The organism is Pseudomonas fluorescens (assembly GCF_001623525.1).
GTDB classification, from domain to species: Bacteria; Pseudomonadota; Gammaproteobacteria; order Pseudomonadales; family Pseudomonadaceae; genus Aquipseudomonas; species Aquipseudomonas fluorescens_Q.
Genome location: NZ_CP015225.1, coordinates 4,977,520 through 5,002,441 on the forward strand (window position 1 = coordinate 4,977,520; position 24,922 = coordinate 5,002,441).

The window sequence follows — 24,922 nt, forward strand, 5'->3', positions numbered from 1 at the left end:
GACTGCTTCAGCCCAACGGGGATAAATCCCCTCGCCACAGGCTTACCCTCCAAAAGATCCCATCGCCCGAATTCATCGTTCTGTAACCCCCGCGCCGCCAAACCGTCATCCCGCGCCGTCATCGTAAAGCTCCCGTATACGTCTTGGGAGTCTCGACATGACCCAGTCCTACGAAGAACGCAGCGCCGTCAAAACCCGTCGTCAGCAGGAAGACCAGCGCCGCATGGCGTTCCGTCGTGCCATCGAAGACCGCTATGAACAGCGCCAGCTCCTGGCCGAAATCAGCGAATTTCCTGACGCGGCAGAGTTCAATTACTGGCAGGCAACGCCGGCGGCTTCCCGTCGAAGCGCTCAACCAGGCCGATGATCTGAGCGCGCTCACCGCGAACGAACGCCAGGAAGGCGTGAGCCACCGGTGACAGGCGTTTGGCCCGGGCTTGCACCAGGCACCAACTGCGATACAGCGGCAACTCCTCCACCGGCAGCTCGATGAGTGCGCCGGACGACAATTCCCGGCTCACGGCGTGGCGCGTCAACAGTGCCACGCCCAGCCCGGCCACCACGCACTCGCGCTGGGCCTCCGCCGAGGCCACTTCCAGTGTCTGGGTGAAATGCACCCGTTTCTCCTTGAAATACTCCTCACAGGCCAGCCGCGTGCCTGATCCCGGCTCACGCAGCAGTAGCGTATAGGGCTCCAGGTCCTGCAAACGCAGCGGGCCCATGTGGCACAGCGGATGATCCGGCGGTGCCACGGCCACGATTGGATTGTTGAGGAACGGTAGGAATTCCAACCCCATGTCCTGAGGCACCATGGACATGATCACCAAGTCGTCACGGTTGTCCGAGAGCCGACGGATGACCTGGCCGCGATTGACCACCGTGAGGTTCAGGTTGACCTCTGGATGCTGGCGCTTGAACGCGGCGAACAGGTGCGGGACGAAGTACTTGGCGCTGGACTCCACCGCCAGCTTCAATTGGCCTTGCAGTGAGCCCTGCATGTCCGAGAGCTGCATGTCGAGGTTTTCCAGGCGCCCGAAGATGTCCCGGCTGGCGCGTTGCAGCGCTTCGGCGGCCTCGGTCATGTAGAGTTTTTTGCCTACATACTCAAACAGTGGCTGGCCAATCAGCTCTTCAAGGGATCGAATCTGTAGGCTAACGGCTGGTTGTGTGAGAGACATTTCATCAGCTGCACGGCTGTAGGACCTCAGGTCGCACACCTCGTTGAAAATCTGCAATTGACGCAATGTCATACGCATCAATGACTTACGCATTTTCTAAGCACTCTCGACGGGGACGATTAGCACAACTATAAGTCTTTGCTTATGCATGACCCAATAAATATTCATTTTTGTTAATCAACAGCCAGGACTAGTGTGGGGCTGCGACCAATTGTTACATCTGGTCACGCGTCGGCCTGGACCCCAGGCCGTGGTATCACCGGCTCAAGGGAACCTCCAATTGATAACAAAGATCCTGATCGCCAACCGTGGTGAAATTGCCGTTCGAATCGTGCGCGCCTGCGCCGAGATGGGCATTCGCTCGGTCGCGGTCTACTCCGACGCGGACCGCCATGCGTTGCATGTCAAGCGTGCGGACGAGGCCCACAGCATCGGCGCCGATCCGCTGGCCGGCTATCTGAACCCGCGCAAACTGGTGAACCTGGCAGTGGAAACCGGCTGTGATGCCTTGCACCCCGGCTACGGTTTTCTCTCGGAAAACGCCGAACTGGCAGACATCTGCGCTGAACGCGGAATCAAATTCATTGGTCCGTCGGCGGAAGTGATTCGCCGCATGGGCGACAAGACCGAAGCGCGCCGCAGCATGATCAAGGCCGGTGTACCGGTCACGCCCGGCACCGAAGGCAACGTATCGGGCATTGAAGAAGCGCTGACCGAAGGTGATCGGATCGGTTACCCGGTGATGCTCAAGGCCACGTCCGGCGGCGGCGGTCGTGGTATCCGTCGCTGCAACAGCCGCGAAGAACTCGAACAGGCCTTCCCGCGGGTCATTTCCGAAGCCACCAAGGCATTCGGTTCGGCGGAAGTGTTCCTGGAAAAATGCATCGTCAATCCCAAGCACATCGAAGCGCAGATCCTCGGTGACAGTTTCGGCAACGTGGTGCACCTGTTCGAGCGTGATTGCTCGATCCAGCGCCGCAACCAGAAACTGATCGAGATCGCGCCCAGCCCGCAACTGACGCCCGAGCAGCGCGCCTACATCGGCGACCTGTCGGTGCGCGCGGCCAAGGCCGTGGGCTACGAGAATGCCGGCACCGTGGAGTTCCTGCTCGCCGAAGGCGAGGTGTACTTCATGGAGATGAACACTCGGGTGCAGGTGGAACACACCATCACCGAAGAAATCACCGGTATCGACATCGTTCGCGAACAGATCCGCATCGCGTCCGGGCTGCCACTGTCGGTCAAGCAGGAAGACATCGTGCACCGGGGTTTTGCGTTGCAGTTCCGTATCAACGCCGAAGACCCGAAAAACAACTTCCTGCCCAGCTTCGGCAAGATCACCCGCTACTACGCCCCTGGCGGCCCGGGTGTGCGCACCGACACGGCGATCTATACCGGCTACACCATTCCGCCGTTCTACGATTCGATGTGCCTGAAACTGGTGGTCTGGGCGTTGACCTGGGAAGAAGCGATGGACCGTGGCCTGCGGGCCCTGGATGACATGCGCCTGCAGGGGGTCAAGACCACCGCCGCGTATTACCAGGAAATCCTGCGCAACCCGGAATTTCGCAGCGGTCAGTTCAATACCAGCTTCGTGGAAAGCCATCCGGAACTGACCAACTACTCGATCAAGCGCAAACCCGAAGAGCTGGCCCTGGCCATCGCCGCCGCCATTGCCGCCCACGCAGGCCTGTAAGGAAAGTATGACCATGTCCAAGAAGATCTTTGTTACCGACACAATCCTGCGCGACGCCCACCAATCGCTGCTTGCCACCCGCATGCGCACCGAAGACATGCTGCCGATCTGCGACAAGCTCGACAAAGTCGGCTATTGGTCGCTGGAAGTCTGGGGCGGCGCGACATTCGATGCCTGCGTACGCTTCCTGAAGGAAGACCCGTGGGAACGTCTGCGCCAACTGCGCGCGGCACTGCCCAACACCCGTCTGCAAATGCTGCTGCGCGGCCAGAACCTGTTGGGCTATCGCCACTACAGCGATGACGTGGTCAAGGCGTTCGTGGCCAAGGCCGCTGTCAACGGCATCGACGTTTTCCGTATTTTCGATGCGATGAACGACGTGCGTAACCTGCGGGTCGCCATCGAAGCGGTGAAGGCCGCCGGCAAGCACGCCCAGGGCACCATCGCCTACACCACCAGCCCGGTGCACACCATCGACGCGTTCGTGGCCCAGGCCAAGCAGATGGAAGCCATGGGTTGCGACTCGGTGGCGATCAAGGACATGGCCGGCCTGCTGACCCCCTATGCCACTGGCGAGCTGGTCAAGGCGCTGAAGAGCGAGCAGTCGCTGCCAGTCTTTATCCACTCCCACGACACCGCCGGCCTGGCCGCGATGTGCCAGCTCAAGGCGATCGAAAACGGTGCCGATCACATCGACACCGCGATCTCCAGCTTCGCCTGGGGCACCAGCCATCCCGGTACCGAGTCGATGGTTGCGGCCCTTAAAGGCAGTGAGTTCGACACCGGCCTGGACCTGGAACTGTTGCAGGAAATCGGCCTGTACTTCTACGCCGTGCGCAAGAAGTACCACCAGTTCGAAAGCGAGTTCACCGCGGTGGACACCCGCGTCCAGGTCAACCAAGTACCGGGCGGGATGATCTCCAACCTCGCCAACCAGTTGAAAGAGCAGGGCGCGCTGAACCGGATGAATGAAGTGCTAGCGGAAATCCCGCGGGTGCGCGAAGACCTCGGCTTCCCGCCGTTGGTGACCCCGACCTCGCAGATCGTCGGTACCCAGGCGTTCTTCAACGTGTTGGCCGGTGAGCGCTACAAGACCATCACCAACGAAGTGAAGCTCTATCTGCAGGGCGGTTACGGCAAGGCGCCAGGTTCGGTGAACGAGAAATTGCGTCGCCAGGCCATCGGCAGCGAAGACGTGATCGATGTGCGTCCAGCCGATTTGCTCAAGCCGGAAATGACCAAGCTGCGCGGTGAAATCGGTGCGCTGGCCAAGTCCGAAGAGGACGTGCTGACCTACGCCATGTTCCCGGACATCGGTCGCAAGTTCCTGGAAGAGCGCGAAGCCGGCACCTTGACTCCGGAAGTGCTCTTGCCGATCCCTGAGGCGGGTAGCGTGAGCTCGGTGGGCGGTGAAGGCGTGCCGACCGAGTTCGTCATCGACGTTCACGGCGAAACCTACCGCGTCGACATCACCGGGGTGGGCGTCAAGGCCGAAGGCAAGCGTCACTTCTACCTGTCCATCGATGGCATGCCCGAAGAGGTCGTGTTCGAACCGCTCAATGAGTTTGTCGGCGGCGGCAGCAGCAAGCGCAAGCAAGCCACTGCGCCGGGCCACGTCAGCACCACCATGCCCGGCAACATCGTCGATGTGCTGGTCAAGGAGGGCGATGTGGTGAAGGCCGGTCAAGCCGTACTGATCACCGAAGCCATGAAAATGGAAACCGAAGTGCAGGCGGCCATCGCCGGCAAGGTCACCGCGATTCATGTGGCCAAGGGCGACCGGGTCAACCCGGGCGAGATCCTGATCGAGATCGAAGGCTGAGTTAACAGCCTCGATACACCGTTTTAACCTCGGGGGGGCATGTGCTCCCCTTTTTTTTTGCCTGTCAGAACATCATCCGCCACTGCCCCATCAGCGCACCGTTGTGGTTGTCCTGGCCGGTTTCACCCTTGTAGCTCACCCCCAATGTGTGTCGTGGCGAAACGGCCAGGTCCAGTCCGGCTTCCAGCAGCAAGCTGTCCCGGTCCAGCTCGATGCCCTCGACGGTATAGGTCATGCCGCCGTCGACCAGACGTTGCCGGGAGCTGCCTCGGACGTCGCCATAGAGGTGTTTCCAGCCGACATTCAGGCGCGGCGTCAACCGCGCTCCCTGGTCAAGAACGAAAGGGCGGGCGAGGTGCAGGCCCAGCTCGCTGGTGTAGTGGTCTTGGGTCTGGCTCTCGAACTGCAGCGCCGCGTCGCCACCTTTCTCCTTGAAGTGATCGCGTTGGTAGTGCTGGTAGCCCAGTTGGACGTAGGGCTCGATATCGAAATGCCCGACGTCCAGGTTGTAGCCGACTTGCCCGAAAACCTGCTGCGTGTTGGCGTCGTAACGACCTTTGAGTCGATCGCTGAAACCGTTGAAAGCCACGTGGCGCTTGGTGCTGCCGTCGTGATCGCCATACACCGCGCCCAGGCGTAGCGCCAGCGGCCCATCCTGACGCAAGGCATAGGCGCCGACATGCCAACTGTCGAGCCGGCCCTCGAATCGATGGCCGTCCAGCCGCGTCTCGCTCTTGGCGCCGATGATTCCTATGCGCCAAGTCGGGTTGATCGCCCAGTCGGTTCCCAACAGCAAACCTGTTGTCGAGTGCTTTAGCGCGTAATCGTCCAGATGCTTACCGACGCGGCCACTGTTGCCGATGGCCTGGACCCAGACCTGCCCATTGCCATGGGCGCCCTGCGAAGTGTTCTGGCCCATGGCCGCGAGCATGCCGGTGCTGATGGGCGCGACACTGCTCAGGGTAGCGTTGCCCAGGTCGGCGGTGTCGTAGCCGCTCAACTGGTCGAGGGCATCGGCGGCGGTGACCAGGTTGCTGCCGAGCAGGGCGTTGATGGCGGCGTTGGGTTTCGCGACGGGGATGTTGTGCGGCAGGCTGGTGGGTTTCGGTTCAATGCTGGCGACTGGCGACGCTTGGCGGGGGCGTTGTGCCGGATCATCGACTTTTGCTTGGGTTGTAGGTGCCTCAGCAGCCGCTCCATTGTCGACAGGCTTGGGCGGCAGTGGCGTGGCCGTTTGCGGTTCTTTGATACTGCCGGCGAGTCTTTCTGCATTTTCGTTCTTTGCTGCAGCGTTGAGTGGAACGCCATTGCGCGCATACGTCAGGCCAACCTCCGTCCCGCTGTAGTGCGGGGTCGCGGTCATGAAGGGGAGATTGTTGATGATCGTGCCGAACGCCCCCTCGATCTGCTTCGCACGGATCACGGTGTGCTCGCTTGTGCCCATGTCCTCAACCTGTACGGCGTCGATTCTCAGGGTCGCATCGTTCAGCGTCGCAGTGCCTGCGACATTGATCGTGGCGCTGGCGCCCGCAGCATCGATGCCGTAGATCAACTCAGCGCCTTTCAACAGTTCAAGGTTTCCGCTGATCGAGGGTGCACCGACTTCAGGACCGACCTTCAGCTGGCCTGCCACGCTCAGGAACCCTACAGATCCGTTGCCGCTGAAGCTGGCCTTCTCAAGTACATGGACTGCGCCATTCACGGCACCTGAGTTGCTCATGCCTGCGTCTTGCTCGACGATCACGTTGTTGGCGACAACGCCCTTGTTATCGAACGTACCGAGAACCCCGATTTGTCCGTCGATATGGCCGGTGTTGATCAACGTGGTTTCCGGCTCGATCACTCCCCAGCCAGTGAAATTCCCGGTGTGTTCCCATTCGCCTTTTGCGACATGCAAAGCCTCAAAGTTATGGGCTCCTTCCAATTTTCCACCTTTGCTGGCTTCCAATCGCAGCATGTTGGTTCCTCCGCCACCATCAACAGCGCCGTTGAACTTCCCGCGTCCGCCGACGAGGGCCAGATCGTTGGTGTCATCCAGTTTCTCTACGCCTTTGTGGGGCTTGGTGACTTTGGGCGATGTGGTATCCACTGCTTCGGCGAACGTTTTGAGTTGAGCTTGCAAGTCGGCTGTTGTCTTGGGGACGACGGGCGGATCAGCAGGTTGCCCTGCCATCGAAACGTCGGTGCAACCGAGCACCAGGGCAATTGTCAGGGCCAGGCGTTGGGGTGGGTATAGGTGTTGGATAGACATCGAATGCGGCCTCTCATTAAAGGAGTCCGCACTTTAAAAATTCAGCCGGGAGGGCGATGCCAGCCATCTCCTGGCCGTCGGCAAGACACGACAGATCGAATCTGTAGGCTGTGGGTCGGGGGGGCAGCGTATCGTCGTGCTGGCTTCCATGACAGAGAGCTTTGCCCTACAGCATCCTCGGAAATGTCGATTTGACCAGCCGTGGTTTCTCAGCTGCGCTTGAGATACGCCTTCCCATAATGCCGCTCCATCCGCGCCTGGATCAGTTCCAACGCAATGGACATCAACCAATAGATAATCGCCGCCGTCGTCAGCATCTCGATATAGCGATAGCTGGAACGACCATAGGACTGCGCCAGGAACATCACTTCCCAGACGCCCATCACCGAGATCAGGGAGGAGTCCTTGAGCATGGAGATGAACTGGTTGGTGGTCGGCGGGATGATGGTGCGCATGGCCTGGGGCAGGGTGACGCGCCAGAAGATCACGGTTTCGCTCAGGCCCAGGGCGAGGGAGGCTTCGCGTTGGCCGTGGGGGACGCCGAGGATGCCGGCGCGGAAGATCTCGCTCAGGTAGGCGCCATAGTTCAGCGACAGCGCGATGATCCCGGCGGCGATGGCGCCCGGGACCACGCCCAGTTGGGGCAGGCCCAGGTAGATCAGCAGGATCTGGATCAGCAGCGGCGTGCCGCGAAAGAATGACGCGTAGAAACTGGCAATGCCGAACGCCACCGCGCTGCTGGACAGCCGCGCCAGAGCGGTGATGAAACCCAGCAATGACGAGGCGACGATCGAGCACAGGCACAGGAACAACGTCAGCACCGCGCCCTGCAAAAAGCCATTGGGCGCCAGGTGCACACCTAGCAGGTTCGGCAGTTTGTCGAGGATGATGGAGAACTTCAGGTCGAAGCTCAGGAAGAAACTCGCGAACAGCACCAGCATGGCCGCCCAGGTCAGGTACAGCCGGGTGCGAAAACCGAAGATTTTTTGCAGGCGAGACTCAGCCACCGTTGGCGGTGGCTGAGGGGGTGGAAAAGAAGTCATTGGGTGATGTCGGCGCCGATCCATTTTTGCGAGAGTTTGCTCAAGGTGCCGTCTTGTTTCAACTGGGCGAAGACTTCACGCACCTTGTTGTCCCACTGGGCATCGCCTTTTTCGATGGCCACCGAGTTCGGTTCGGAATAGAGCGGTTCGCCGGCCAGCTTGAAGCGCTTGTCTTCGGTCAGGCGCGGCTGTGCGGTCACCAGGTTGGTCAACACCGCGTCCAGGCGCACCCCGGCGCCCAGGCCGAGGTCTTGGAACGCCACGTTATCGGTATCGTACGGGGCGACCTGCACGTCCTCGAAGGGATAGCTCAGTTGGGTATCCTCGGCGCCTTCGATCACCAGGTTCTTGTTCAGGTAACTTTCATAGCTGGAGGCGCTGGTGAGGCCGACTTTCTTGCCGCTCAAGTCCTTGGCGCCGTGGATACGGTCATCCTTGGCGTTGACCACGATGACGGCTGGGGAGGCGTAGTACTGCACCGGGAAATCGAAGACTTCGGCGCGGGCCTTGCTCGGGGTCATGGAGCAGATGCAGATGTCATAGCGCCCGCTCCAGTGCCCGGCCGCGATTACGTCCCAGGAAGGGGTTTCCAGGCGCAGCTTCACGCCCAGTTTCTGCGCCACGGCCTTGGCCACGTCGACGTCGAAACCGTCGAGCTGGTTCTGATCGTTGAGGAACGAGAAGGGCGGATAGCTTTCCATCAACACGCCGACCAGTTCTTTTTTCTGTTCGATGCGATCGAGCGTGGCGCCGGCGAACGCCTGCGACGAGGCGGCCAGCAGAGTCAGGCCCAGGGCCAGCAATGGTTGTAATTTCACGTGAGATCCCTGGGGTAGAAAAATAAGTTGTAGTGAACTGAATGGTGCGTATTAAATAGTTATAAGAACAACTCCGGTAGTGAGTATTTTTCATAAGCTTATGAGTGAATCGCATATGGGCGCAGCAACGACAGTCATTCTCGATGGCGGCATGGGCCGCGAACTGCAACGCCGTGGCGCGCCGTTCCGGCAACCCGAGTGGTCGGCCCTGGCCTTGAGCGAAGCGCCCCAGGCGGTAGAGGCGGTGCACGCGGCTTACATCGCCAGCGGCGCCAGCGTGATCACCAGCAACAGTTATGCCGTGGTGCCGTTCCATATTGGCGAGGCGCGTTTCGCCGCGGAAGGCCAGGCGCTGGCCGCCCTGGCTGGAGAGCTGGCGCGGCGGGCGGTGCAGGCTTCGGGCAAGGCGGTACGGGTGGCCGGGTCGCTGCCGCCGTTGTTCGGTTCCTATCGCCCAGACCTGTTCGACGCTTCCCGCGCCAGTGAACTGTTGGCTCCCCTGGTGACCGGCCTGGCGCCCCATGTTGACTTGTGGTTGGCCGAGACTCAAAGCTCTACCGTCGAAGCGCGGGCGATTCACGCCGGGCTGCCGCAGGACGGCAAGCCGTTCTGGCTCTCGTTCACGCTGAAAGATGAAGACACCGACGAAGTGCCGCGCCTGCGCTCCGGCGAACCGGTGGCGGACGCGGCGGCGGTCGCGGCCGAGCTGGGCGTCGAGACGCTGCTGTTCAACTGCAGCCAGCCGGAAGTGATCGGCGCGGCTGTTGATGCGGCGCGAGAAACCTTCAAGCGGCTGGGGGTGAAGATCCACATCGGTGCCTACGCCAACGCCTTTCCGCCGCAACCGAAGGAAGCCACGGCCAACGACGGACTGGATCCGCTGCGCGAAGACCTCGATCCACCGGGGTATCTGCAGTGGGCGGCTGACTGGCAGAAGCGCGGGGCGAGCCATTTGGGCGGCTGCTGCGGGATCGGGCCAGAGCATATTGCGGTGTTGGCGCAACAGCTACCCTGATTGGCTGGAATCTTTTCGGGTCGTGGGACCCCTGTGGCGAGGGAGCTTGCTCCCGCTGGGCTGCGCAGCAGCCCCAAGATTTTTGCGGTCGCTGCGCAACCGAGCGGGAGCAAGCTCCCTCGCCACGAATGAATCTCTGCAAGCAGCACCCCAAAGGTGCTGGCTGAGTGCAGGGCTTGGAGGACATCCCGGCTTACGCTTTTCTCCGAGCCTGCCAGCCACCCCTATACATATGTATGTCATTTCCGGTCGAACGGCGCGATAGGGTCCCAGTCCTCATCACAACCGGGACACTTCAATGCCTGTCTTCTCCGAACATGAACCTAGCGCGCCGTCGCCTCTTCCTGCCGCGCGCTTGAAACCCATCAGCCTGTTAGCCAACGGGGTTCGCTTTCAACCGCATGTATTCGCCGATCAATGGCTAGGTCAATGGGGCCTGACTGGCGATGCGCAGGTCAACGTCACGTATCAAGAAGTCGAGACTATCGACTCGGCCGCCGTCACCCAGAGCACCTCGGTGCCTTTGCGTGACGCCGTGACCCAAGGCTTTCTGATCGCCCATCAAAGCCGCGGATCTTCCTCTGGTCACTCCCCGCGCGAGGGCTGGATTTATCCCCACATCAGTCACATGTCCCTGGACTTCACGGCGCTGCGGGTCAACGGCAAGGCCCTTGCGCCAGACGTCCTGCAGCAATTGCGCGCCGGCATTGCACCCGGCTACCAGGGCATCGGCCAGCCCGTCATGACTGAGGTGGATGCCCAGGGCAATCTGCTCGGTGCCCGTGAAAAGGAACAGGCCAGGCAATTGGCGTTGCTGGACACCAATCAGGTGAAACTGGCGCGCTTGTTTGCCGCTCTTCCAACGTTCGACTCGGTGCTCAAGAGCCTGCTGGCCAGCCGGATCAAGGCGAAGATCCCGCAGAAAAAATTCCGTGGATCGCTGCTTCAAGACATCGACCCGGATCACTGGTACGTGAATCACTTTACCGTTGACGCGACGGGCAGCCGTTCATTGACCTCGTCGCAGCGTTTTTCCGACGTGATGCTGGACTGCCTGGTGACGGATACACCGCCCACTTACGCGGTCGGCAGCGTCGGGTTCTTCAGTCGCCCAGACTCGGTGGAGGAGGCCGACAGCGTCTTTGCCAGCCCGCTGGACACGAAAACGGCAGCGACCCTGGAGGCCGTGTTCTATATCGCCCAGCCCACCGGCAATGAAGAATTGAAACAGCAATGGCGCGACGATCTCACGCGCTTTCGTAACAGCAGCGGCGCAGACGTTCTCGATACGCCAACCCCGGCGTCCACCACGCACGCGGCACTCGCTCATCTGCTGTCCCGACGTTTTTTGCATTTCTTCGACCTGTACAGGATCGATCGCGATCCAGGCACCCAATCGAGCCCGGACGCACGAACCCGGCAGGCAGAGGAAGATCGCCTGTTGGACCTCATCACCACCCATCCTTCCATGGCCGACAGAAACCGCTTGCTGCGGGCCCCCATTCCCCATGTCTACGCCGTCATGCTCGATATGGGCACCGCAGCGCCGAAAAAATGGCCGGCGGCGATGGTGATCAAACGGACCGATCAACCCTATCTGTTCCTGTACTCCCTGGAAGGCGGAATAAAGCGATTCAGTTCTGTCCAAGACCTGATCAATAAAGTGAGCCCCATCTACGAAGGGCAGAAACGTGCGATCCGGGATATTGCCTCTGAATTGTCCGGGTCTGTGTTTGAAGTGGCGGCAGATGACCTGTTGCAGATTCAAAGTACTGCCCTGGAAAGGTATTTGAATGCTCCGGGAAACGAGACGGTCGCTTTGACGGCTTTTGCCCTGAACGTTGAGGATGCGCTGGACTTGCCCATGTTGTCGCTGGCCGGGCCGCTGGCGGTCCGTCAGGAAATCCTGGTTGAAAACAGCCGTGGCGATTTCTACAAGACCGCCACGCGTACGGAGAAATCGACCTATCGCAGCCTGGAAACCCAGGTCTTGGAGGCGGCCTATCAGTTGGGCAGTAGCGATATCCAGACCTTGTTGCAGTTCACCCGCCAGAAGGTCAAGGAGTACCTGCAAAAAACCGTGCACCCCGGCATCGATCCCGACCCTGACCAGAGCCTGGTCACGTTTTTCTATGGCCAACGCGCCAATCCAAGGCAGTCGCGCAGCACCAGCCTGACCCAACTGTTGCTCGACAACCTGCGCCCGGCTCAATACCCGAACGGCATGCGCGAAGTGTTGAGCGTTTACCTGGTCGATGAGGACGGCCAACGCATCCGGAATCCGGCCAACGGCTATTTCATCACGTTGACCGGGCGCGAACTCGCGCGGATGGTGACGAGCATCGATGCCGGTGGCAGTTATCAAGCCATGCTCAAGGAGGAGATGAATAAACCGGACTATAAAAAGACTTGGCAGACCGCGTACCTCGCCAATTTGAAATTCAAAGGCTACGAGGCCTCGCTCAAGGGCGACGAGGTGTTCAAGGCCAGCCTGATCGATAAGGCTTTCAATCCTCCAAAACCGGCAAAGAAGCTCGCCCTCTGGCTCGACGCCGTCCTGCGCTCGCCATCAGCCGCGCGTCGCGCACCGGTCATGGGGCGCGCGGTGCACGTCTACGGTCTTTTGCTGGGTGGCAGCATGGCGGCGGGCGGGCAGCAGGCCAGGCAGAGCAATGCGACCAGCATCGATGGCGCGCTGATCTTTTCCGATCAGGCGGGGCCGGATATCAAGGGCACCGTTGGCGTTTATTTCCCGGATGCGCCCGAGGGGGAAGACTTCCATGAGTTTGCCGATCTGAGCGATGGCATTGCGCAGCTGTTGCCCCGTGAGGACTGGCAAGAATATTTCCGGGCGCGCATTTCCACCAGCAACCCGGTAGAGATCAAGCGGACACTGGGGCAGCAGGGTGGTCGTCCATTGATTCGCGGCGCGTTGATCACCGGCGACCTGTTCGAGGCGCTGCATCGAGCGCACGTGTACTTTCACAGCGCCCATGCCGATCACCGCTCCAATAGCAACCGGGATGTTCGCCATCAAACCTATGGCCGGTTCGGACAGATGGTGATCGAGATTGTCCTGGAGCTGGCCGGACTGTTCCTGGCGCCCGGTATCCAGATGCTCAAGAGCGCCATCAAGACCGGTTTGCTGATATTCAGGACCGGGGCCATTCCGCTGAACTTGAGAACCCTGGCGCTGGTGCACACCATAGCGAACCACGGTGGATGGCGCCTGTCCGCAGGCGTGGCGGTACCCACGCGAAGCCAGTCGTTTTTCCGCGCGGTGACGGCACGCCAGAGTCCGGAGGAGGCGCTGACCGGATTGCCGTTGGATAGCGCGATCTACGGCCGTTATGCCGTGGCGGATACCTCGGTGATACAAGGTCTGGCAGCGGACGCCCGGGGCTTCTATCGTGCGACGGTCAGTGACGTGGCGACAGGGCGCGTGACTGCCCGCCCCGTGTACGTACGCCAACCCGATGGCACGGTGTTCCGCGTGCACGACGCGACGAAACTGAACGCGACCGATGCCATTCTGGTCGACCCGATAACGGGATTGAGCCTGCGCTCCAGTGGGGTGATGAGAAGTACCGTGGCGCGGACGTCCGATGGCGAATGGCGTGCCGTAGGATTTGGCCGGGGCGGTGGAAAACGGCCGGGGGATTTGAACCCCCAGCCAGGCCCTTCGAAACCCAAGAAAGCGGCCATCTCGTCTACCGCGCTTTCCTCGTTGGTGCGCACGCCAGGCCGTTGGAACAACCAGCTCATGGACCTGGTTCCGTCAATCATGACGCGTCTGCGAAGTTGGCCACAAAACCGCAGCTTGCTGATTCTCAACGAACAGACACCTGAGCATGTCTGGTCGGTGCGCTTTACCCCCGGGCAAGACGAAACCATCTATCCGGCGAGCAACCATCCGGACAGGACCGACACCGATGTGGTCCTGAGCCGCCCGACCCAGGACCATTACAGCCTGGTGTTGGGGGAGGAGGTCGTGGAGATCCCTGCCGACGGCGATTGTTTCTTCAATGCCGTCACCCGCGGGCTGAATGAAGGACAGGCCCAGGAAACGTTCTCGATGCAAGGCTTGCGAAATGAAGTGGCCGACTACATCGACCAGCATCCACAGATCGAACAATACGTGGCACCGCCACCCACTGGGACACAAGAGGCGCTCTTCGAGAATGCGTCTTCGCTGGACAACCTGTTGGGTTCGGCGGCGGTGCTCGATCTCACCCGGATCGTCTATGGCGCGCCCAACCCGCATCGCCTGTTCCAACCCACCTTGCGCTACCTGGAGTTGCATGCGAACAGTTCGGTGCGTACGGCGATCACGGCCAATCCGGCCTCCAGATTGCCAACCGAAATCCTCCAACAAGTCGGACGCCTATTGTCGCAGCGGCCGCCGGCGAAATTGGTGGCCAGCGTTTATGCGCCGTATTCCGGGGAAGAGCGACAAACCATGCAGCAACTGTTCGAGGATCTCTTGGTGGGGCCCGTTGAGCCTGAACTGATCCAGAAGCTGCTTGATGACCAGTTCCTGCTGATCACCCCTGACGTGGCCCATATCCTGCTGGAGTACGGCGTGACCGCAAGGCAACTGGTCAATCACCATCCCAATAACAGTTCGGCTTATATCCTGTATGACGAAGCGCTGCACGGGCATCTGGACGAAGACCAGATTGAAGCCCTGCTCGATGGGGCCTACCTGGTCAATAGCGACGATCTGGATGATGCCAAGAGTCTGTTGGTGGCCGATGCCGGCAAGTACGTCGATGATACTTCGGAGCTGTTCGATCATTTCATTTACACGGACAGGGCCGATAGGACTGTCAATTTGTTCAAGACCGCTCTCGGGCGTTTTCCCGTCTTGCTGAGACGGGCGAATTTTCTGTTCAGGTCGCCGATCATCGCGCATAACCTGGGCGGTTTGTTGCGGGTCGGCGAAGTGGCCCGGTGGCTACGTAACCCGGCCTTGTCCGATAGGCGTTTCCAGCTTCTTGCGGAGTATGCGAGCACCCGCTACAGCGAATTGCAGCGCACCGAAAGCATCGATGTCGACTGGATGCAGTTGTTTGACGACCGGAACCTGCACAACATTGTCATGCATCAAGAGGAGCTGGCGGATTTCCTGGAATTTCTGGGAGGCGCGTGGGGGAACATCATGGACAATGACATCCCCGCGGTCGCAAAACTGTTCAGCTTTGCGGGGCAGCCGCCGTCCAACGCCAGGGTTGCCCTGTTATTCGAGACCCCGAATCTGTGGAGCTCTCTGCAGAAACTCCGAAAGGATTACGCCAGCCAGATCTGGGCCGACCTGATCGGGCCGCACTTCAGCGACGCCACCATCCGAAAGACACTGGCCGAACCCCGGGCGCTGAATTCCGAGTTGCATCTTGCCCTGGCCTTGAGAGGCAGCCTTGCACCGGAAGAATTCCGCGCAAACCAGATTATCCAGCGGCTGCTGTCCATCGGCCAACGGCGGGCCCAGCAGTATCTGTACAACTTCGATTTCCCGACCGATCGCCTGGGCCATAGCCGCCTGGATTTTGCCGTGTATGTGGAAAGTCACCTGGCCATTCCGGACTGGGCCTGGCAGTACGCAAGGCGGGGCGTAACCCCGGAATCACTCAAGAAGATTGGTGAGGTGAAGCCTAAACCGGAGTGACGGTGAGGTGCTCGTGATGGTCGGACGGTGATGTTGATTGTGCCGCCGCCATCGCGAGCCTGCTCGCGATAGCGGCCCCTCAGTCACCCACAACCGACGACCGACACTCCACCAACCCCAGCACCTGCCCACCCTCGCGCTGGTTCTCCTCACTCAGCCACCGCTCGAATCCTGCCCCAATCGCCGGCCATTCCGAGTCGAGCATCGAGTACCACGCGGTGTCGCGGTTCTGCCCCTTGACCACCATGTGCTGGCGGAACACGCCTTCAAAGGTGAACCCCAGCCGTTCGGCGGCGTATTTGGAGCGGGCGTTGCCGTTGTTGCACTTCCATTCCAGGCGGCGATAACCCAGGGCGAAAGATTCCTTGGCCAACAAGTACACCGCCTCGGTGCTCTTCGGCGAACGCTGCATCGGCGCGCCGAAGGTCACGTGGCCGATCTCGATGCGACCCTGGGCCGGGACGATGGACATCAGGCTGAGAATGCCCTGCACGTCGCCACTGGCGCGGTCGATCACGCTGAAGAAGTACGGGTCGGTATTAGCCGCATGATTGTCCAGCCAGGCATCGAAAGCGCCGCGGTCCTTGAACGGGCCGTAAGGCAAGTAATCCCAGAGCTTCGGGTCGGCCCCGGGACCTTCAAGGGCTTGCCACAGGCCGTCGGCATGGCGGGCCGGGTCGAGTTTTTCCAGGCGGATGAAACGCCCTTCGATCAGTTGCGTAGACGGCGCCGGGACACCTTTCCAATCGGCGAGTGAAGTCGACATGCTGCGCTCCTTACAGGGCTTTGCGAAATTGAATGAAGCCAGGACGTTCGGCGATGCGCTCGTAGAGCTGGATCGCGGTGGCGTTGGTTTCGTGGGTCAACCAGTGCACCTTGCAGCAACCATCGGCCTTGGCCGTGCGGTAGACGAACTCGATGAGCTGGCGGCCAATACCGGTGCCGCGGCTCTGTTGCGTCACCAGCAAATCTTGCAGGTAGCAGGAGTTTTCGATGCTCCAGTTCGAGCGATGGTAGATGAAATGCACCAGGCCCACCGCCGTGTCGCCATTCCAGGCCAGGGCGCCGTGGGTTGGCTCGCGGTCGTCGAGTAAACGCTGCCAGGTGCTTTGGCTGACCGCGTCCGGCAATTCGGTGTTGTAGAAACGCAAGTAGGCCTGCCACAACGGCAGCCACGCGGCGTGATCGTCTGCGCTGACGAGGCGGATTTCAATCTGGCTCATATTCACTCCTTGGACGATGGATCAGGTATCAGCCGCGCGAGCGTCTGGTCCTGCGGGTCGGGGCTGGCGGCGAGGCCGTTGCGCACGCCAGCGACATCCGCCGGGCTGCGGTTCTGGCTGAGTTTGCGTTTGCCCTCCAGGCGCTGGATCGGCAGGGCGAAGCCGACGATGGCCTTGAGCATGCTGTCGATGTACTCGGCCGGTGCATCGTCGATTGTCCACGGCTGGGCGCGACCGCTTTCGTGGCGATCGGTGAGGGCGCCGACCAGGTCGCGCAGACGATGAGGGTCGCTGAACACCTCGGCCGTGCCGTAGGCGTGTACCGCCACGTAGTTCCAGGTCGGCACGACTTTGCCGTGTTCGGCCTTGCTGGGGTAGAAACCCGGGCTCACGTAGGCATCGGCCCCGGCGAAGATCACCAAGGCTTCGGCGCCGGCTTGCAGGTCGCGCCATTGTGGATTGGCCCGGGCCAAGTGTCCGTAAAGGCTGCCATTGGGGCCTTGCTGGGTGTCCAGCAACAGCGGCAAGTGGCTGGCCTGCAAGCCGTGTTCACCGTGCGTGATCAATACGGCCAGACGGCAATCATTCATCATGCCATGCAGTTGGGGCAGGTCTTCGACGGCAGAGGCTTTTGGGTTGTACATGACGATTTTCCTTGGCGAATGCGAGCATCCTAGGCAGGCTATTGGTCTGTTGTAAGAGCCACTTATGACCAATTCGATAGGTCCATTTGCGAGGATCATCATGAACACCGCCGTGCCCCCCCTGTCGTTCAACCCCGCCGGAATCGAACTGGACCGCCGTCAGGGGCTCAGTCGTCAGCTGTATCAGGCATTACGCGCCCGGGTACTAGACGGGCGCCTGGCCAGTGGCACGCGTCTGCCCGCCAGCCGTGACCTGGCGGCGGCCTTGGCGATTTCCCGCAACAGCGTGGTGCGGGCTTACGACCAGCTCTATGCCGAGGGCTTCATCGAAGGGCGCGTGGGCGATGGGACTTATGTGGCGAAACTGTCTTCGACGACACTGCCGCTGAAAAACATATCCACAAAAGTATCCACAGGGTTTTCAACAGGCTTACCCACAGCCTTATCCACAGATTGGCTCGATTTGCCTGTGGGCCCATCCAGTAAAGTTATCCACAGCGATGCCTTGAACCGCGTCGAAAAACACCATTTGCCCCAGCCGCCCAGTGGCCCACCCAAGGCGTTCAGGGTCGGCGTTCCGGCGTTCGATTTGTTCCCATTCGACGTCTGGGCCAAGCTGAATGCGGCTTTCTGGCGCAAGCCGGATCTGCAGCAACTGTGTTATGGTGACGCGCAAGGTGACGCACGCTTGCGCGGCCTGATCGCGGCCTACCTGCGCAGCTCCCGTGGCCTGCACTGCACCGCTGAACAAATTGTGATCACCAGCGGCGCGCAGCAGGGCATCAGCCTTTGTGCACAGCTGTTGGTGGACCCCGGCGACGTCGTGGCTGTGGAAAACCCGGGCTACCGCGCGGCCGGGCATGCGTTCGCCGTGGCCGGTGCCGACGTCAGAGGCGTACCGGTGGACGGTGACGGTCTGGACTGCACGGTGCTCGGCTCGTTGAATGACTGTCGGCTGGCCTATGTCACCCCTTCGCATCAATACCCGACCGGGGTAGTCATGAGCCTGCCGAGGCGACTGGAACTGTTGGACTGGGCCGAGCGCAATAACGGCTGGATAGTCGAGGACGACTATGACGGCGAGTACCGCTACAGCGGCGCGCCGCTGGCGCCGTTGGCGGCGCTGGATCGCCAGGGGCGCGTGCTGTACGTCGGCACGTTCGGCAAAGTCGCGTTCCCGGCCTTGCGCCTGGGCTACCTGGTGTTGCCGCCGGGCCTGGTCAATGCGTTCGCCCGCCGCCGCGCGGTGGATGTGCGCCATTCGGAAGTCAGCACCCAAGCGGTGATGGCCGAGTTCATGGCCGCCGGACATTTCCAGCGGCACATCCGGCGCATGCGCCGCGCTGCGCTGGCCCGGCGTGACGCGCTGTTGGCCGGTTGGCCGAAATCGTTGAACGGCGTCGGCGCCATGCCCACGGTCGTCGCCGGATTGCACGTCACGGTGCCGGTGGACAACATCGAGCGCGAGCGCGAGCTGATCGCCCGGGCCACCGAAGCCGGCGTCGAGGTCAATGGCTTGAGCAGCTACTGGTTGCCTGCCACTGCCCCGACGCAGGTACGGGCGGGGCTGGTTCTGGGGTTCGCGGCGGTCCCGCCAGCGACGATCGATGCCGCGCTGGCGCGTCTGGCGAAGGCCTGGCCGACATGAGCGCCGGGCGTCGACAGACGCCTGGCTTTGTCCGTCACGACAGTCGTTTTGGAAAGAACACCTCCTTGGCCTGGTCCACGGCGATTTCGCTGCGGTAAAGATCGATCAGTTGCCGCTGGGTCAACTCCTTGGTCGAGTCGGCGGCCCGGCCCAGGCTGACTTGTTCCGGTGTTTTCAAACGCGCCGACAGATAAGCATGGGCAGGCGCCCAGTCAGTGGAATAACGGAAGTCGGCGAACCACAGCGTTTTGTTCTCTTTCAGGTCCTTGATCTCGTACCGGTCCAGATAGCCATAAACAGGACCTCGGAGGCGTTGCCGGTTCTTTTGCCGAGTGATGGAAATCTGGTTCCGGCTTTTAAGCCATATCAAGCCACTCATGGTCGGTGGCCGTTGTTTGATGACCTTGAGGATGCCTTCGAACCCTTCCTCATAAAGGGTCTTGGACGCCTGCTTGAGTGCTTTGCGGGTGGACTCGGCCAACTGCCGCTCTTGGGCCGACACACCCACCGTTTCGTTAGAGGCATTGTCCAGCGCCTTGGTGATCGCCACGGCGACTTTCTCCATGCGGCCTGCGTGTGCATTCAGAATCATCCCGATGCCGGTGGGTGATCGACTGGGTTTGTTGGCGTATTCCTGGATTTGCGTCTTGAACGCTGCCAGCCCGTCAATCAGGGCCTTGCCCTTGGTGATGCTGGTTGCCAACGCAGGAACGGGCGCCGGCGTTTCGGCGATGACGTGAGGCACCCACTCACCGGTTTCCTTGCGATGAAACGTGGCAATGATTTTTTCTGAAAGCGGGTTTTTCACATCGACCCAGCCCGTCTCTTCCTTGGTTTTCGAGAGCCGGGGTTCGCCACTGACCAGACCCCAGAAACGCGCCCTGATGAACTTTTTCCGAGGCCGGGGGCGCTGCTCGTACGGGTTGCCGAGGCTGCGCCGGTTGCTTCGCTCATCGAGGGCCCAGGCCAGGTGACGGACTGCGCGCTTCTTGGTCTGGCCAATCTGCTTTATCAGTCGATTGAGTTCTGCCGGGCGCACACTGGCCTTATATTCATCGCCCAGGTATGCGAGATGTTCTTCGATGGCGGTGAACTGTTCCGTCAGGCTGCCAAATGCATCGATCTGTTCGTCCAGCCTGATCACACTTCGCTCCTCGATGGCGTCGTGCAGGCTTTGGAACGCAACCGTAATGTTATCGACCACTTGGTTGAGATCTGCCCACCCCTCAGGCACGGTGTGGATGCTGTCGAGCGACAGGCAGAGGTGGCGATACATGTCCAACTGGATCAGGCGGATCGCATCGCTTTTGTAGGCCGGCATTTTCCCGCGGTGCTGGCGCAGGAATTCAAAGCCTTCGCGCCCCTGCTTCTTGAGTCGGTAGAAGCGGGTCTCCATGTAATCCAGGCGCTCGATCATGTCGTCACCGACCCGGATCATGGCATCGGCAGCATCGACGTGTTGCTGCTCGATTTCCTCGATCGTCGAAGTGGCCATGTCCAGGGCTTCTCTCAGGGCGGGGGTGAAGCGAGCCTTCAGCGCGTCTATTTCCTCGAACGTAAAATTGATCTGCGCGTTCAAGTAGCCGAGTCGGACTTGAGGCGCGTCGGGCCTTGATTGAAAGACCGGCCATTCGGTCAGGATCTTCAATGCTTCTTCGTAGCTTTCCCGTTGGGTCTTCAACGTACTCAAATAGATGATGCGTTTGAGCTCCTTGGCAGAGCCGGACGCCTTACCCAGCTCCTTGGCATCCATGGTCAGCAACTTCTGGCCTTCGATTTTCTTTTCTTCGAAGCGAGTCAACTGGGCCAGCAGCTGAGTGCCACGGCGTCTGGCATCGGCGATGACCTCCTGCCGGGCACCTTTCGATCCACTCCCGCGCAGACGCAGGCGCGTGTCGACATGCCATTCGCCGTGGGCATGGCGCATCAGCGCCGGGCCTGGGTGGGAGGGGTCTTTTTCGTCGACGATGGACACATGGTCCCCTTCAACCTTTACCTTGAACCACTTGTCGGCCATTTTGGCGAACCAGTCATCGCCCTGTTGGTAGAGGCCCTTGAGCGGGCCTTCGCTCTTGAGCTGTTCGGCGTGCTCGGGCTTGTTGACGCTCAAGGGCCTGAGCAGCTTGGCATGCTCGCCGGACTTGCCCGCCAAGGCGCCACTGGAATGAATGGTGTCGTAGTGCTCGGCGGGCAGCCTGGTGTCCTTGGGCGGTATGAATTGCTCGATGATGGGCGCAGGCTTGGCCAGTTTTTCCAGCTCGGGCACGACCGGGGGGGCTTCTGTCACGCGGCTGCCAGTATTCTCCCGGGCGCGCTCGATGGCGTGTGCGGTAATCGCCATGGCCATGTTCAGCAACAGGTCGACAAACGCTTCCCACGTGGCTTGGCTGCTGGTTTCTTCGTCGCCTTGTGTCATCGTTTCAACGTCGTCGAGGATTTGCCAAAGCCAGATGGCGGTGCCTGCCGCAGCCCCGAGGTAGGGCAGGGCCAGGTTGAAAATCAACCAACTGGCCTGTTTGAAGGTTTCCCAGCGGTTCTCGCTATTGGACACAGACTGACGGTCGGCGAGGGCGGTCAAGGCCTCGGCATTGGACCTGAACAACCGCGGCAGGAAATCCGCCCCCAGAGTCTGGTTGCTCAAGCTGACGGGGGCGCTGTTGGTCCACGAAGAGAAGGGGTCGGTGGCGAATTCGACGATCATCCAAGGCGAGGGGATCGGCCCGGAAAAGAGGTATCGGCTGTAGTTCTCGCGTACTCCGTCGGGCAGCCAGGCCAGCACCGATTGACGCAAGGAGGGCGTCTGCCGGATGGCGTAGATCAGATTGCTCGGCGTCGGATACTGGCACAGCTGCGGTTCCAGCAGCGGGCGATAGAGTACGCAGGGACCTGCATCGAAATCCTGCGGACCGATCACGAACATGTTGGTCACGACATCCCCCGCAGAGCCCTGGGACTGGCCGGAGACGAAAGCCAGCTCGCGCATGACGATCGTCTGCCCGTCGACCTTGCGCTCGGCTTCGTCGGTCTCCATCACGGCGGCGATGTAACGGTAGCCGCGCTCGTCGATGTTGCAATCGCCGCGAATCTTGCTCTCCAGCGCCAGCATGGGTAACTGGATGCGTAGCTGAGCCGTGTAGAGATTTTCCCGGCGGGTCGATTCGACGGTATCGCCCAGTAGCTTGCTCTTGACCAGTTCGGGATAAACGCGACCGATGTCGACCTTGGTCACCAGATTTTCGACGTAATCGACCGTCATCCATCCGGGCAGCTTGTCGCCGTCGAGAGACCGGACCACCTTGTCGCCAAGGGGCAGCGCAATCAGGTTCTGTAGCGCCAGGTCGACGAGGTTGAGCCGCGTGATCTCGATTTTGCCGGGAACAACGAAGGTGCCCCAGACGACGGGGCTGCGGATTTGCAGTTCGATCCGTTGCGGGTCGAGCGTCGCGGCGTCGGCATGCTCCGATTGCATCTGTTGTTTCAACGCGTTCAGCGCATAGTGTTTGATGGGGGGAATATCGTCCAGGTAGGTCTTGCCGGCATGGGAGCTGCTCAGCGCGGACAGGTTCTTCATGTGTTGGGCGAACAGGATCTGGTCGGACGTCGATGCTTGCTGGAGCCAGTCAGGCATCTGCTTCTCGTACCAGGCCGCATCAGGACCGGTGTCGGTCTGTGTTCCACTGAGGGCGGGCTGCTCGCTGTCGTCGGCCATGAACCCTTTCAGGATCTCGGGAGAGCCCAGGATCTGTACCTGGGTGGCAATCAAGCCGCAGGCCTTGTGATCGAAAATATTGCCTTCGGGCTCAAAGAAGCGCCACTGGATCCTCTTGCCCTCCACGTTGCCCAGATGATCAGGCAGGGTCTGCTCCAATGCTTGCAGCGAGTCGAACTTCTCGTAGCTGCGACGCAGCGAGTAGGCGAGGATGGTCTGTTTTTTTTCGACGGTTCCGATCAGCACCACCAGGGAGTTGTCGACCATGCGTGTCAGCTTGTCGCCATCCACCTCATCGATGTCGATCAGGTACGCATGGGTGTCATAAGGGTCGTTGGCCTTGCGGTCCTGCAGGTCGGGGTACAGGAACAGTTGCCTGGCCATGGCACAGTCGGAGTCCGTCCAGCCCTTGACCTGCTTAACGTCCCAGAGTCTGTGCAGCAGGCTGGAGAGCTCATGCCAGCGCGGCGGCGCGGTGCCGATCGTGGCGTTCCAGTACACCAGTTGCTGTTCCTGGCAGGCGGACACCATGACGGGCGCGAGTTCATTGATCAGGCTGCCGATCTGAGCGATGCGCACCGGCAGGTGCACCTCGGGGGTCGTCAGTGGCAGGTGGGTCAGAAAGTGAAAGCCCTCTATCAGCAGCGTCGCATAGTCCTCATTCATCCGTGCCGCCAGCATGTTGCTGAGTGTCTGGTAACGCGTGGGCCGCTCAACGATCTGGCCGTCGACGATTTCCCAGTCCGGTTCACCGATCACAGTATTGTTCGGGTCCAGATGCAAATGGGGATAGAGCTTCTTGAGCGCACTGCGCAGAAGGGCGGCGGCTACCTCCGGCGAGGTCGGGCCGGCGAGTAACTGGTTGAGCACCGCGTCGCCAAGGCTGGCGTCGGGCGCGGCGGGTGTAGGGGTTAAGGGTTGGGTCATCTGAGTCTCCCTGTCTCGCGATACATGGCATGCCCAAAGCCGAACGCTTCGGGAACGCCATGCTAGGGCGCGGCAAAACAGGGAGGGTGGTAACTATGTATAGGGCGCAGTGTCAGCCCGGGTGAGAGGCCACCCTATCCCCGGGCCAGACAAACTCTTTGCTACAGGCTGCGCTACTGCCCGGATTTGATCCGCGTCCAGGCCCGTGTCCGTGCCCGCTCGGCATCCCTCGGTAACGGCTGCAAGGTATAGAGCGTGGTCATCGCCGCCTCGGTCGGGTACAGGTTGGGGTTGTTGCGGATCGCCGGGTCGACCATGTCGGTCGCGTCCTTGTTCGGGTTCGGATAGCCGACAAAATCACTGACCGGCGCGATCACCTGCGGTTGCAGCAAATAGTTGATGAAGGCGTAGGCGTCCCCTGGGTTGGCGGCGCCCTTGGGAATGGCGAGCATGTCGAACCAGATCGGCGCCCCTTCCTTGGGCAGGCGCATGTCCACCGTCACACCGTTCTTGGCCTCCTTGGCGCGGTTGGCCGCCTGGGAAAAGCTGCCGGAGTAACCCACTGCCACGCAAATGTCGCCGTTGGCGATGTCGGCCATGTACTTGGACGAGTGGAAATAGGTGATGTGCGGGCGAATCTTCATCATCAGCGCTTCGGCCTTGGCGTAGTCCGCCGGCTTCTTGCTGTTGGGGTCCAGGCCCAGGTGCTGCAAGGCCAGGGGCAGGATCTCCGACGGCGAATCGAGCAGCGCCACGCCGCACTGCTTGAGCTTGCTGATGTTCTCTTCCTTGAAGATCAGGTCCCAACTGTCCACCGGCGCGTTGTCGCCCAGGGCGGCCTTGACCTTGTCCGGGTTGAAGCCGATCAGGATGGTGCCGTACATGTAGGGCACGGCGAACTTGTTGCCCGGGTCGTTGGCTTCGATCAGCTTCATCAGCTTGGGATCGAGGTGGTTCCAGTTCGGCAGCTTGCTGCGGTCCAGGGGCTGGAACACCCCGGCTTCGATCTGCTTGGCCAGGAACACGTTGGACGGCACCACCACGTCATAGCCGGAGTTACCCGTCAGCAACTTGGCCTCCAGGGCCTCGTTGGTGTCGAAGATGTCGTAGACCAGCTTGACCTGGCTGTTCTGCGCCTTGAAATCCTCCAAGGCCTTGGGCGTGATGTAGTCGAACCAGTTGTAGACGCGCAAGGTGCGCTCCTCGGCCTGGACAGCGCCGCAAAGCAGCGCGGCGCACACGGCTGGAGCCATAAAACGCTTGAGTCTGTTCATGCTGTGATT

At 60.8% G+C, this 24,922-nt stretch carries 15 protein-coding genes; 6 read left to right on the forward strand and 9 right to left on the reverse strand.

The features are described 5' to 3' along the window. The first annotated feature begins 157 nt into the window (after positions 1-157). Entirely contained in the window at positions 158-367 is a 210-nt protein-coding gene (locus TK06_RS21440; RefSeq protein WP_063323718.1) for a PA3496 family putative envelope integrity protein, read from the forward strand. Here TK06_RS21440 and TK06_RS21445 read toward each other — a convergent pair. Beyond that, positions 309-1,271 carry a LysR family transcriptional regulator gene (locus TK06_RS21445; RefSeq protein ID WP_013694598.1) on the reverse strand — a complete coding sequence of 321 codons (963 nt, stop codon included), beginning with the start codon at positions 1,269-1,271 and terminating at the stop codon, positions 309-311. The genes TK06_RS21440 and TK06_RS21445 overlap by 59 nt on opposite strands. 187 nt (positions 1,272-1,458) lie before the next feature. On the opposite strand from TK06_RS21445, the gene TK06_RS21450 reads away from it, so the two are divergent. Together TK06_RS21450 and oadA are read left to right on the forward strand one after the other, a co-directional pair. Then, positions 1,459-2,874 (forward strand): acetyl-CoA carboxylase biotin carboxylase subunit, encoded by a 1,416-nt coding sequence (locus tag TK06_RS21450; protein ID WP_063323719.1) that lies wholly within the window; start codon positions 1,459-1,461, stop codon positions 2,872-2,874. 13 nt (positions 2,875-2,887) lie between these two features. Next, positions 2,888-4,696: a sodium-extruding oxaloacetate decarboxylase subunit alpha gene (gene oadA / locus TK06_RS21455; protein WP_063323720.1), complete on the forward strand. Its 1,809-nt coding sequence runs from the start codon at positions 2,888-2,890 to the stop codon at positions 4,694-4,696. 64 nt (positions 4,697-4,760) lie between these two features. Here the strand turns inward: oadA and TK06_RS21460 are convergent, their stop codons facing one another. The 3 genes from TK06_RS21460 to TK06_RS21470 form a co-directional block, all read right to left on the reverse strand. Beyond that, on the reverse strand, positions 4,761-6,947 hold the full coding sequence (locus tag TK06_RS21460; protein WP_063323721.1) for an autotransporter outer membrane beta-barrel domain-containing protein: 2,187 nt from the start codon (positions 6,945-6,947) through the stop codon (positions 4,761-4,763). A 209-nt stretch (positions 6,948-7,156) separates the two neighbouring features. Continuing rightward, positions 7,157-7,990, reverse strand: coding sequence for an amino acid ABC transporter permease (locus tag TK06_RS21465; RefSeq protein WP_063323722.1), 834 nt, complete (start codon positions 7,988-7,990; stop codon positions 7,157-7,159). Next, positions 7,987-8,808, reverse strand: coding sequence for an ABC transporter substrate-binding protein (locus tag TK06_RS21470; RefSeq protein ID WP_063323723.1), 822 nt, complete (start codon positions 8,806-8,808; stop codon positions 7,987-7,989). Before TK06_RS21470 ends, TK06_RS21465 begins: the two co-directional genes overlap by 4 nt. Before the next feature lie 115 nt (positions 8,809-8,923). Between TK06_RS21470 and TK06_RS21475 the strand changes: the two genes are divergently transcribed. Then, the gene (locus TK06_RS21475; protein ID WP_063323724.1) at positions 8,924-9,823 is read left to right on the forward strand and encodes a homocysteine S-methyltransferase family protein; all 900 of its coding nucleotides are present in this window, start codon (positions 8,924-8,926) and stop codon (positions 9,821-9,823) included. A 298-nt stretch (positions 9,824-10,121) separates the two neighbouring features. After that, entirely contained in the window at positions 10,122-15,488 is a 5,367-nt protein-coding gene (locus TK06_RS21480) for an OTU domain-containing protein (protein ID WP_063323725.1), read from the forward strand. Between the two features lie 79 nt (positions 15,489-15,567). On the opposite strand, the gene TK06_RS21485 is transcribed toward TK06_RS21480, so the two are convergent. Genes TK06_RS21485 through TK06_RS21495 form a run of 3 tightly spaced genes read right to left on the reverse strand, consistent with a single transcriptional unit; the run spans position 15,568 to position 17,355 of the window. Continuing rightward, positions 15,568-16,254: a GNAT family N-acetyltransferase gene (locus TK06_RS21485; RefSeq protein WP_063323726.1), complete on the reverse strand. Its 687-nt coding sequence runs from the start codon at positions 16,252-16,254 to the stop codon at positions 15,568-15,570. Positions 16,255-16,264: 10 nt separating this feature from the next. Beyond that, complete coding sequence (locus TK06_RS21490) at positions 16,265-16,711, reverse strand: GNAT family N-acetyltransferase (protein WP_063323727.1); 447 nt, start codon at positions 16,709-16,711, stop codon at positions 16,265-16,267. A gap of 2 nt (positions 16,712-16,713) precedes the next feature. Beyond that, the gene (locus TK06_RS21495) at positions 16,714-17,355 is read right to left on the reverse strand and encodes an FMN-binding negative transcriptional regulator (RefSeq protein ID WP_063323728.1); all 642 of its coding nucleotides are present in this window, start codon (positions 17,353-17,355) and stop codon (positions 16,714-16,716) included. A gap of 100 nt (positions 17,356-17,455) precedes the next feature. On the opposite strand from TK06_RS21495, the gene TK06_RS21500 reads away from it, so the two are divergent. Then, a complete protein-coding gene (locus TK06_RS21500) occupies positions 17,456-19,003 on the forward strand; it encodes a PLP-dependent aminotransferase family protein (RefSeq protein ID WP_063323729.1) in 1,548 nt (515 codons plus the stop codon). A gap of 34 nt (positions 19,004-19,037) precedes the next feature. Here the strand turns inward: TK06_RS21500 and TK06_RS21505 are convergent, their stop codons facing one another. Next, positions 19,038-23,639, reverse strand: coding sequence for a dermonecrotic toxin domain-containing protein (locus tag TK06_RS21505; protein WP_063323730.1), 4,602 nt, complete (start codon positions 23,637-23,639; stop codon positions 19,038-19,040). A 173-nt stretch (positions 23,640-23,812) separates the two neighbouring features. After that, positions 23,813-24,913 carry a polyamine ABC transporter substrate-binding protein gene (locus tag TK06_RS21510; protein ID WP_063323731.1) on the reverse strand — a complete coding sequence of 367 codons (1,101 nt, stop codon included), beginning with the start codon at positions 24,911-24,913 and terminating at the stop codon, positions 23,813-23,815. Positions 24,914-24,922 lie beyond the last annotated feature (9 nt).